This window comes from Methanosarcina sp. (genome assembly GCF_035390745.1).
Taxonomy (GTDB): Archaea; Halobacteriota; Methanosarcinia; order Methanosarcinales; family Methanosarcinaceae; genus Methanosarcina.
Genome location: NZ_DAOOUJ010000040.1, coordinates 17,869 through 29,637 on the forward strand (window position 1 = coordinate 17,869; position 11,769 = coordinate 29,637).

At 41.5% G+C, this 11,769-nt stretch carries 8 protein-coding genes; 3 read left to right on the forward strand and 5 right to left on the reverse strand.

The window, feature by feature from the left end; all coding sequences use genetic code 11:
• The first annotated feature begins 52 nt into the window (after positions 1-52).
• Together PLL47_RS10000 and PLL47_RS10005 are read left to right on the forward strand one after the other, a co-directional pair.
• Positions 53-1,225: a type III PLP-dependent enzyme gene (locus PLL47_RS10000; protein WP_324446054.1), complete on the forward strand. Its 1,173-nt coding sequence runs from the start codon at positions 53-55 to the stop codon at positions 1,223-1,225.
• Between the two features lie 1,939 nt (positions 1,226-3,164).
• A complete protein-coding gene (locus PLL47_RS10005) occupies positions 3,165-4,004 on the forward strand; it encodes a CPBP family glutamic-type intramembrane protease (RefSeq protein ID WP_324446055.1) in 840 nt (279 codons plus the stop codon).
• Positions 4,005-4,212: 208 nt separating this feature from the next.
• Here the strand turns inward: PLL47_RS10005 and PLL47_RS10010 are convergent, their stop codons facing one another.
• The 5 genes from PLL47_RS10010 to PLL47_RS10030 form a co-directional block, all read right to left on the reverse strand.
• Positions 4,213-5,658 (reverse strand): 2-oxoacid:acceptor oxidoreductase family protein, encoded by a 1,446-nt coding sequence (locus PLL47_RS10010; protein ID WP_324446056.1) that lies wholly within the window; start codon positions 5,656-5,658, stop codon positions 4,213-4,215.
• Between the two features lie 2 nt (positions 5,659-5,660).
• On the reverse strand, positions 5,661-6,716 hold the full coding sequence (locus PLL47_RS10015; RefSeq protein WP_324446057.1) for a 3-methyl-2-oxobutanoate dehydrogenase subunit VorB: 1,056 nt from the start codon (positions 6,714-6,716) through the stop codon (positions 5,661-5,663).
• A gap of 25 nt (positions 6,717-6,741) precedes the next feature.
• Entirely contained in the window at positions 6,742-6,987 is a 246-nt protein-coding gene (locus PLL47_RS10020) for a 4Fe-4S dicluster domain-containing protein (RefSeq protein WP_324446058.1), read from the reverse strand.
• A gap of 274 nt (positions 6,988-7,261) precedes the next feature.
• Positions 7,262-8,935 carry an AMP-binding protein gene (locus PLL47_RS10025; protein WP_324446059.1) on the reverse strand — a complete coding sequence of 558 codons (1,674 nt, stop codon included), beginning with the start codon at positions 8,933-8,935 and terminating at the stop codon, positions 7,262-7,264.
• A gap of 183 nt (positions 8,936-9,118) precedes the next feature.
• Positions 9,119-9,673 carry a helix-turn-helix domain-containing protein gene (locus PLL47_RS10030; protein WP_324446060.1) on the reverse strand — a complete coding sequence of 185 codons (555 nt, stop codon included), beginning with the start codon at positions 9,671-9,673 and terminating at the stop codon, positions 9,119-9,121.
• A gap of 498 nt (positions 9,674-10,171) precedes the next feature.
• Between PLL47_RS10030 and PLL47_RS10035 the strand changes: the two genes are divergently transcribed.
• Positions 10,172-11,769, forward strand: a 1,598-nt coding sequence (locus PLL47_RS10035) for a PKD domain-containing protein (protein ID WP_324446061.1), incomplete at its 3' end; no start/stop codon positions are given.

An 11,769-nucleotide genomic window follows, 5' to 3' on the forward strand; every position in this document is an offset into this window, starting at 1 on the left:
ACTATTGTCAATTTTGCTTACAAGTCAATCAGGTTAAAAAAAGGGAGTAGATATGAGAAAAGAGCCTTATGAATTTCCGCTTGAAGATTACCTCTCAAAAGAGGAATTTAACAAAATTAAAAAATTCTCGCGGGATAAAGAAACACCGTTTTTGATCGTTGACCTTCAAAAGATAGAAAGAAGCTACGACGAACTGGTAGAGCACATGCCTTTTGCAAAAATTCACTATGCTGTTAAGGCAAATCCTATGGATAAGGTAGTGCTTGCACTGAAGAAAAAAGGTTCCAATTTTGATGTTGCAACCATCTATGAGCTTGACCAGTTGTTAAGACTCGGGGTGGAACCTGAAAGGATAAGTTACGGGAATACGATCAAAAAAGAAAAAGATATAGCTTATGCTTATAATAACGGAGTAAGGCTCTTTGTTACGGATTCTGAAAGCGATTTGAGAAAATTAGCCAGAAGAGCTCCAGGTTCCAGAGTCTTTTTCAGGATCCTCACAGAAAGTGACGGCGCGGACTGGCCACTTTCAAGAAAATTCGGCTCCCATCCTGACCTGATATATAAACTGATTTTAAAAGCTGAAAAGCTCGGGCTTGAACCTTACGGACTTTCTTTCCATGTCGGCTCTCAGCAGAGGGATATAGGGCAGTGGGACAATGCAATTGCAAAGTGTAAATATCTTTTTGAAGCAGTAGCCGAAAAGGGAATCAACCTGAAAATGATCAACCTCGGAGGGGGATTTCCTGCAAAATACCAGGCTCAGGCCCATGATCTTGAGACTTATGCCCGGGAAATCCGCCGCTTTTTACATGAAGACTTTGGGGAAGAGCTTCCTGAGATCCTTATCGAGCCAGGACGGTCTCTGGTTGCCGATGCCGGCATAATAGTAAGTGAAGTCATTATGATATCAAAGAAAGCCAGGTTTAACCAGTACAAGTGGGTATATCTTGATATCGGGAAGTTTGGCGGCCTTATCGAAACACTTGACGAGTGCATTAAATATCCAATCTACTGTGATAAAAAAGGCTGTGCAGAAGAGGTTATACTTGCGGGCCCGACCTGTGACAGCATGGATATACTTTATGAGCACCATAAGTATTCTTTCCCTCACACAATGAGAGAAGGCAACCGTGTTTATATTTTCACAACAGGAGCTTATACTCAAAGTTATTGTTCCATTAATTTTAACGGCTTTCCCCCTCTTAAGTCGTACATTATCTGAAGGGCATGTAACCTTTCTATTTTTTTCGAGCAGGGTCTGTATTTATTACCCTGCCTCTTTTCTCTTTTCATTCAATTTTCATTTTCTATATATCGCTGAAAATGATTTATTTCCTTTTAAAATTTTTAAACATATCAAAAAGTATTCTGAGATTAAATTTTCAAATGGCAAATAATTTTTTAAACCGGTTAGGATTTATATCTTTATGCAGTCATACAGAAGGTACAAGTTGAGGGTGAAAGGATTTTCTCTCAATCTTGTGGGGTTGGATCATCATAGGGGCCCAGGAAAACAGGCCCCTATTTACTGCTTATTCTTTAAGAAATTTCTTCTATCTATTTGAGCTTCCTGAATTGGGAATCAGGATCAAACGCAGGGGCAGGGGTCTGGATTTCACGATCTACTTCTAAGCTAAACGAATTTTTATGTGTTTTTTGATCTAATTTTGAGCCAAGTGAACAATTTCCAGGACAATGCTTATTGCTTTATCAAATAGGGTACATTCACTCCATTTTGTTGCTGTTAAAAATTTCTATCATGAATAAATTTTCAATAAAATTAAAAAAATATCTCATCACGGATTTTTTTAATCGGTTATGATATATATGTCTACATGATTATAAAACAGATGTAGATTGAGAGTAAAGGGTTTCCTCTCAACTTAGGGTTGGATCGCAGGTAGGGACACCGAGATAGGGACTCGGCCCCTACCCCCCACTTCTTATTAATTGCTGCTTTTTTATTGATTGTTTAATATAATACCATTATAATTTTTAATTGCATTAAAAATTCAATTATGATCAAACTATGTAGCCAATTTGAAAATTTGAATTAAAGAACGTTTTTTGGGTCGGTTATGATATATATTATCGGGTCCTTATAAAAGGAAGCAGATTGAGAGTATCAGGGTTTCCTCTCAATCCAGGGTTGGATCGCAGGTAGGGACCTCGAGAATAGGGACTCGAACCCTACCATCTACTTCTAAATTCAATACTTTCAAACTAATTTTCGAACTAATTCTTACTTTTTTATAATGTCTTTATTTTAAATAAAGTTTATGATTGCTCACTGGATATACCTTATATAGGCATAGACTTATCTGCTTCCAACCTGCCGGTTTCACAGAAAAATGATCATGAAGACGGCTTCAGGGTTTTATGAGTTCTAATTCTGCCGTCTTTTCTGTCATCTGAGACTGAACCCCGCCTCAAGGGTTTCGTACTCCAGAAATTTGTTATCATGTGGAAAGCCTGGAAAGTAATATCAGAGAGCAATTTTTATTAATTTTTAAAGTTTTTAATAATAAACAATTTATACTATTCTGTCTAAAATTATTTTTCCAATATCATTAAAACTTACAACTCTAACAAAAATATGGAAGACAGACAAATTTCATATTACAAAAACTTTTTTTGATCGATTACGATATATATTTCAACAGCATTATGGGATCTGCATGGATTGAGAGCAATAGGGTTTCCTCTCAATTCAGGGTTGGATCGCAGGTAGGGATATCGAGAATAGGGACTCGAACCCTACCATCTATTTCTAAACTAAACGAATTTGAAATTGGTTTTTAATTAATTCTTACATACAATTACTTTCTAATTAATTTAATAAGAGGTTTGCTGAATTTTACAATGTCCTTATTTTTTATAAACCTTATGACCGTTCCTAAATCCCTTATTTTCCTTAATTAGTTTCCCAGCAGGAAGTAAAAAATGCTGTCTGTGAGTTATTGAGTAATCCTGATAAAACTGGCGAATCTGCCTTCTTTTCCTGAATTAAAACAACCGTTCTGTTTGCGGTTTTCAGCAACCGATCCCACGGCCCAGTTTTTAGCTACATACTTAATTTGGTTACAATATCGCAATAAAGTTTCAATAGAAAGATATTTCGTAATAAAGAGCATTTTATATCTGCTAAATGTGAGGTATATATGGGCACAAAAGTTGTTCGCAATGTTGTTGTGTTTATTCTTATTGTTATTCTCAGCGGGTGGATAGGCGTTCTTGTAGACTCTGCCCTTACTGAGCAACCCAAAGGTGATTCTGCTGGTATGGGGATATGGCTGGTATCACCTATGCTGGCTGCAATTGCAATCACTTTATTCTCAAAGAGCAGCTGGAAAGATCTTGGTTTCAATCCGAATTTCAAAGGAAATATAAAATGGTACTTTATTGCTGCTCTGGTTTTTCCTGTTGTAACAGCAATTGTTCTGATAATCGGAGTTATAACAAATTGGATTGACCTATCAAGCTTCGATTTTGGACCTTTAGTTCTGGTATTTTCCGGTACTCTGTTATTTAATTTTATTAAAAATATTTTTGATGGGACCCCTTTGTTCAGTTATCTAACTCCACGGCTCGTCAAATTAAACTTTAATGATTGGAAGATATATCTCACGGTTGGCGGTGTTTGGGGAATCTGGCATATCCCGTATTTTCTGGTATTTTTGCCCGAAACCGATATTCAGGCAGTGTTGCCTGCCAGCCGAGCCGTAATTTCCATTTTTATGATTATAACATTGATACTCTGGTCGGTGATGTTTATTGAGCTTTACAGGGTAACACAATCTATCTGGCCGGGTGTCGTATTGCATATGGTAGAAGATTCGCTGATAAACCCTTTAGTTATATCAGGTTTTATCAGCATTACAGCAGGAAAAGAAATTCTTATTTCACCAATCATTGGAATTATTACTTCAATTCTTTACTTATTGGTCGGATTGGGAATTAGAAATTATAGAAGACAGGCAAACCAGAAGGTCATCAGTTAACGGAAAATCGAAGGACTATAAGCAGTAGATGTACAAAATGAAATTCAACAGGCTTTGCAGCCAAATTCAAGCTTCAGGACGTTAAAGATTGACTGCTGATCAGTAGACAGATAGGACCAGAGAACTAAAAAAATTAACAGGCGAGCAGGAATCTCCCGCCTGCTTATTATGGAATTTCTCACTTCTGATTGATGCTTATCTGCCAGCTTTATAATTTTACGTTTTCTCTTGCCCACTGTGCACCGGCTTCGAGTACCTGCTGGTTGAAAGCAATAACCTTGGGTTTGCCTGCAAAGTTTTCTGCAAGAGCTTCTTTAAAGGCTTCTTCTTCAAGCCCTGTCGCATTCAAACCAAGCAAAACACCGAGCATAAAGGAATTTGCAGCTCTTTCATCGCCTGCTTCTTTGGCTTTTTCTGTTGCCGGGACTGCAATAGCTTTCACGCCTGCCGGAGTTTCGGCTTCTCCTATGGTTGAATCGTAGAGGATAAAGCCTCCTTTTCTTACCGCTCCTTCGAATCTTTCCAGAGAGGGGCGGTTCATGGCTATCAGAATATCAGGGGTATAAACCGTAGGAGAACCTATGGACTGGCCTGAAATCACTACCGAACAGTTTGAAGTCCCTCCGCGCTGTTCCGGTCCGTAGGATGGGAACCAGGAAGCATTGAGGTTTGCTTTAACCCCTGCCTGTGCAAGGACAATCCCCATACTCAGAACACCCTGCCCTCCGAAGCCTGCAATCTTGGTCTGGATTGGAGCAAAGTCAGATCTAACAGGTTTTTCTCCGGCTTCCGCTTCAATTCCGTAAAGCTTCTCAAGGGCTTCGGTTGTGAAATCACTGATTCCGCGGTGAAGAGGCTCTGCTGATTCGGAATTGTCTCTGAAGTTCTGGAGCGGGAATTCCTTTTCCATTTCTTCGTTTATGAATCTGGCAGCCTGCTCTGCATCCATCCTGAGGTTAGTCGGGCAGGCTGCAAGGACTTCCACAAAAGCGTAGCCTTTACCGTCGCGCTGGATTTCAAGTGCTTTTCGAATGGCTTTTCTGGCTTTCCTTATATGGGAGATATCCGAAACCGAAACTCTTTCGATAAAAACGGGAGCCTTCAGGTTGTTCAGGAGTTCGCACATATGAATCGGATAGCCTGCAAATCTCGGGTCGCGTCCTTCAGGGGTTGTGGTTGTCTTTTCCCCTATAAGAGTCGTGGGAGCCATCTGTCCGCCTGTCATGCCGTAAACTGTATTATTTACGAAAAAGACTGCAAGCTTTTCTCCTCTGTTTGCTGCCTGCATGGTCTCGTTCAGTCCGATTGAAGCAAGATCTCCGTCGCCCTGATATGAAATAACAACAGCGTTTTCTTCAGCCCTTGAGACGCCTGTCCCTACTGCAGGGGCACGCCCGTGAGCTACCTGGATATTGCCGGTATCAAAGTAATAATAAGCAAAGACAGCGCAGCCCACAGGACTTATCATAACTGTCCTGTCCTGTATCCCGAGGTCGTCAATTGCCTCAGCAATAAGCTTATGCAAAACCCCGTGACCGCAGCCAGGGCAGTAGTGAGTGGCTGTTGAGGCTGCTCCCCCTTTTCTGGGATAGTCCGAGTACAGGGCTTTTGGCTTTCTTATAACCTTTTCTCCGTTGATGATTTCCGCTGCCATATTCATGCCTCCCCTGCAACTTTTCTGATTTTGTCCATAATCTGGTCGAGAGTTATCAGGTTTCCCCCCATGCGGTTTACCAGTTCAACGGGCCGTGAACAGCCGATAGCAAGCCTGATATCATCTATCATCTGCCCGTTGCTCATCTCTACAGAGATAAAGGAACATCCTTTATCTGCAAGGGCTTTCAACTGGGCTTCAGGGAACGGGAAAAGGGTCTTTGGCCTGAAAATTCCTGCTTTAATTCCTTCTTTTCTGGCAAGGTCTACGGCTGACCTGCAGATCCTGCTGCTTATTCCATACGAAACGAGCACGATTGAGGCATCTTCGATCATGTACTCCTCGTAATCTACCTCGTTCTGCTTTATCAATTCATACTTTGCCTGCAGCTTCTCATTAAAAGCTCCCAGTTCATTGAAATCCAGGAAGATTGAGGTTATAAGGTTGGGTCTTGTTTCTGCTGTTCCGTTGACTGCCCAGCTTGTATCGATTTCAGGGACAAGGGCTTTTTCCGGGAACTTCAGGGACTCGATCATCTGGCCGAGAACTCCGTCAGCAAGCACGATTGCCGGGTTTCTGTACTTGAAAGCAAGCTCGAAGGCTTTCATGGTGAAATCACACATTTCCTGCACGGAATTGGGGGCAAGTACGATGTTTTTGTAGTTCCCGTGTCCACCGCCTTTTACAATCTGGTTGTAGTCTGCCTGCTCGGGTCCTATATTTCCGAGTCCTGGACCTGCTCTCATAACATCTATAATCACGCAGGGAAGTTCTGCACCTGCAAGGTAAGAGAATCCTTCCTGCATCAGGCTGATTCCCGGACCTGAAGAAGATGTCATTACCCTGTGCCCGGCTGAGGCTCCTCCGTAGACCATATTAATTGCAGCCTCTTCAGACTCGGCCTGCACAAATTTTCTTCCTATCATGGGGAAATATTTGGAAGCATCATGCAAAATCTCACTTGCCGGAGTGATGGGATACCCGAAGAAGCAGTCGCATCCGGCATAAAGTGCACCAACAACTATTGCGGAGTTGCCTTTTATGAGTTGTGTTGCCATCTTTTTTCCTCCTTATCCTGCCTTATCAGGCTTCCTCCTTTTTCAGGGGAATATGAATTTCCAGTGCCAGGGGTTCAGGGCAGGTATAGTAGCAGCTCGCACAGCCTGAGCAGCCTTCTCCTTTATACTCTATGTAGTGGTAACCCCGCGCATTCAGGTTCTCACTCATGAAAAGTACGTCCTTCGGGCAGGCAAGCAGGCAGCGGCCGCATGCCTTGCACTCCAGAATATTAATAACAGGGTACGGTTCTTTTTGATCATTTTTTGCCATATAGAATCCTCACGCTATTCTTCCAGTCCCTGCTGTTCTCCAGCCGGTATTATATGGCAGACAGGAGAGCCTATCATTTTTAAGGGGCTTTCTGAATTCTTATATGCTCTTGAATTCTTTCTGAATTATACTGATTTTTCGAATTGCAGTACCTTTGGAAGTAAATCCGGGTCATCTTCTTAAAGCAAATTTTGAGAAAAAGTTTAAGGTACTTATCTCTTTCCTTTCTTTTTTCTTTTTTCGAATTTGACCGGATATTACTCTAAAACTCATATTACTGAGTCTGGTCTTTATCCCGGATTTCTACCCTGCGGATTTTTCCGCTGATCGTCTTTGGGAGTTCGGGAACGAATTCCACAATCCTGGGATACTTATACGGGGCGGTGACATTTTTGACATGTTCCTGCAGCTCTTTTTTAAGTGCATCACTCGCAGTATAGTCTTTTGTGAGCACTACGGTCGCCTTAATGACCTGGCCTCTTACAGGATCGGGCACTCCAGTAATTGCACATTCTAGCACAGCAGGGTGCTGGATAAGGGCACTTTCCACTTCAAAAGGCCCAACTTTGTACCCTGAGGTCTTGATAATATCGTCAGCTCTGCCCACAAACCAGAGATAACCGTCTTCATCCATCCACGCCATATCTCCAGTGTGGTAATAGCCGTCGTGCCAGGCTTCTTCCGTCTTTACGGGATCCTTTCCATAGTGGGTGAAGAGGCCTACAGGTTTTCCTTCCATTGTGTTGATGACGATTTCTCCTTCTTCACCAACCTCACAGAGCCTGCCGTCCCTGTCCATGAGTTCAATCTTATATCCCGGAGTTGGTTTTCCGATAGATCCTGGTTTTGGTTCCATCCAGGGGAAGGTAGCAATCGCAACAACGGTTTCGGTCTGCCCGAACCCTTCCATGAGCTTTATTCCTGTGTATTTAAGGAAGCGGTAATAGACTTCCGGATTCAGGGGTTCACCTGCAACGACTGCATATTTCAGAGAACCAAAGTTGTAATGGGTAAGGTCTTCTTTTATCAGGAAACGGTAAATTGTCGGAGGGGCGCAGAAGGTTGTAACACCATACTTTGAGGCTTTTTCAAGCATATTTTTGGCTTCAAACCTGTCATAATCATACACAAAAACAGCACAACCGGCTATCCACTGCCCGTAAAGTTTACCCCATACGCATTTCCCCCAGCCGCTGTCAGCAACCGTGTAGTGCAGCCCATTATCCTCCACATTCTGCCAGTATTTTGCAGTCACTATGTGCCCGAGAGGATAGGTATTGTCGTGTTCTACCATTTTGGGGAATCCGGCGGTCCCTGAGGAGAAGTAGACGAGACAGATATCTTCGTTCTTTGTTGCAGCCTCGCCTGTTGGGCGTTCAAACACCGGAGAAGCTTCCTCAAGCTCCTTTCTGAAATCAATCCAGCCTTCCCGTGCCTTTCCTCCCACAACAGCTTTTTTGAGAGGAATATCACCACATTCCAGATGGGCTTCATCAACCTGCTCAGGGACCTCATCCTCTGATATGCAGACAATCATCTTTAATCCGGCTTTATTGATCCTGTATACGATGTCCCGGGTTTTCAGCATATGGGTTGCAGGAACGGCAATTGCCCCGAGCTTGTGAAGCCCAATGATGGAGAACCAGAATTCATAACGGCTCTTTAAGGTCAGCATCACATAGTCGCCCTTTCCTATGCCGTGTTTTGCGAAGAAATTTGCAGCCTTGTCACTGTAGTACTTCATATCTTTGAAGGTAAAGATTCTCTCTCCTCCATAGTCATCACACCAGACCATGGCAATTTTCTCAGGAGAGTCTCTTGCATAGGCATCGACAACATCATAGGCAAAGTTGAAATTTTCAGGAACCAGGATTTTGAAGTTTTCCTGGAAATCCTCATAGGATTCAAAATCTGTTCTGGAAACAAATTGGCTAAGCAAGGAAGTCATTCTGAACACCCGTTTTATTTGATTTTTTCTAGATTTTATAATCAGTCCTTCAGCCTAAAAAGCTGAATTTGAATTTCGGAAAGCTATGAGAGCTTTTTTCTATTTTTTCCTTTATTCCGAGTTTTCTGCGGATTTTGTGTGGATTATTCATGCACGGATTTACTCAGTCACATCTAATCCGGGTTACATAATAACTGCCAGGAACTTAGCTGGTTTTCCGTTCATAGCTTTCATAGCATGCTGGTAGTTAGAATCGAAATAAATGGAGTCCCCTTCATTGAGGATAATTTCATTGTTGTGAATGTAAACCTTCAGGCTTCCCTCGAGCACATAATTGAATTCCTGTCCAGGATGAGAATTGGTGTCAGGTTTTGTTCCTTCGGGCTTGGGTTCGACTGTGACGATAAAAAACTCCGCTTTTTTATGAATGAATTTTTCAGCAAGGTTCTGGTACTTATACTGTTTTCTCCTCTCAACATTTACTCCTTTACCATCCCTTGTGACTGTAAAAATGTTCATACGGGGCTCTTCTCCTGTCAGAAGAGTAGCCATATCTACCTGTAACATGTGTGCAATTTCAAAAAGAATACTTGCCGGAATATCTTCAGTCCCGTTTTCATATTTCTCATAAGTGTCCTTTGAGACCTGAAGGTAATCTGCCATTTTTTCACTAGAAATCTCTGACAGTTCCCGCAGTTCACGGACGCGGGATGCAATTTCCTTTATTTTTTCCTGCATAATCAAACCTTCTCCAGCTGTATTTTTTAAAGAAACCTAACTTGAATATTTACTTAATAAACCTTTGTGCTCTATCCGGGCTTGCCTGAACCTGTTAGAAAATAAAGTTTTTCCTGAACCATTGCAAATTATAATAAATATACATTATCATTCAAACACCTGAAAGCAGATTTTAATCCAGGAGTACGATTTAACATATTCATGGATACGGTTTAGCATATTACTGTAGCGTGAAAAACGAGTTTTCTTTTACCTGTTATTTATCGTTATTTTTATCCGGTTTTGTTTTTTATTCTCTCTTATTTTTTATTTATTTTAATTTTAATCTCTTTTTTCTAATATTTCTTTAAACCAACAATTTTATATGCTTTCCTTATAAAAACTGGTTAAGAAAATTCCTGGATCTTCCTGGGGGTTAAGATAATAAAAACACAAACTTTCGGACGAACCTGCTTTTTACTGGCAGTTTTAATTTTGATTTCAGTCTCAGATACTGGAATGGCGTCAGAATTGCATGTGCAGGCAGGAGAATCCATCCAGGACGTTGTAGATGAAGCATCTCCTGGAGATATTATCACTGTAGATCCCGGAGAATTTAACGAAAGTATCCATGTTAACATAACGAATTTAACAATTAAGTCAGCCTCCAAAAATCCTGATGATACCGTCATTGCGGGAGGAAATGAGGGAAGTTATGTGTTTGAAATTGCTGCCAGTGGTGTGAAAATAAGCGGTTTTTCGATTACTGACGGAAGGTGCGGGGTCTTCCTTAACAAAGTTGAAAACTGCACAATCAGCGATAACAAAATCTCAAACCAGGAAGCAGGAATTTATCTGTTTGAATCCAGAAATAATTTGCTGATTAACAATATGGTATATTCGAACCTGGACTGCGGTATCAAATTACTGGCTTCTCCTGGAAATGTTATTTGCGGCAATTACTTCGATAATGTGAAAAACGCAAGGGATAATAAGTTTAACACCTGGAATGACAGCAAAGGTAATTACTGGAGTGATTATGAAGGACAGGATGAAAACGGAGACGGCATAGGGGATACCTCATATGCTGTCAATGCCGAAACCGGCAGTATGGATTACATGCCTTTAATAGAGTATACTCCCGCCCCTCCTGTACTGCCTGTAGCACGTTTCACTTCGGATGTAACAGAAGGCATTCCTCCTCTTTCTGTCAGGTTTAAAGATTTTTCCGAAAATGCCACATCGAGGCTGTGGGAATTTGGAGACGGGAATAATTCCGATTCTCCCAGCCCTTTGCATACATATTTTGCTGAAGGAGAATATGTTGTTTCTCTTAATGTAAGCAACGAGAACGATAGTGATTCAGCGTCTGTAACCATAAGGGTTCTGAACACTTCTGAACAATCCGGTCCCGTGCTTCCAAAAGCCGAGTTTATTTACAACAAAACAGAGGGTCGTGTTCCTCTTGTCATAAAGTTTGTCGACATCTCCAAGAATGCAGATTGTGTTAGCTGGGCTTTTGGGGATGGAAAAACTTCCTGCTGTCCGGAACCTGCGCACACCTTCTGCTGTCCTGGTAATTATACAGTATCTCTTACAGCGAAAAACGAAAATGGAACTTCTACTTCATACATAGTCATAACCGTCCTGAAAAATGAAAGCGATATTAATTCAGAAGAATATTCCAGAGAATCTGAAGCTACTTCCAGTACCGAAAACGCCGGTAGTCTGGTAAGTTCCATAACAAGATATGCCAGCGGCATTTCCGATGAAGTCCTTGATGATGATAATACTATTGCGGAAGTAGCTGAAAACCCGGAATCGAAATCTGACAATGGGAACGAGAGCAAAAAGAGTAATATAATTCCCATAATTCGCGGGGAAGAACTTGAATCTATAAAAGATTCCGTTGTCTCCACTGCCAGTTCAAAGCTTATTCAGGAAACCGGACAATCCATTGAAAACGAAACTTTCAAGGCTCAGAAAAATATCGAAAGTTCTATAGATGATTTAGTATCCGAATCTTCAGATAACTCCCTGCCTGAAATGAAGAGAAGAATCGCACCCTGGCTTCCCTCATTTCTGGGGCTTGCTGGAGTAATTTTAATATTCTCCGT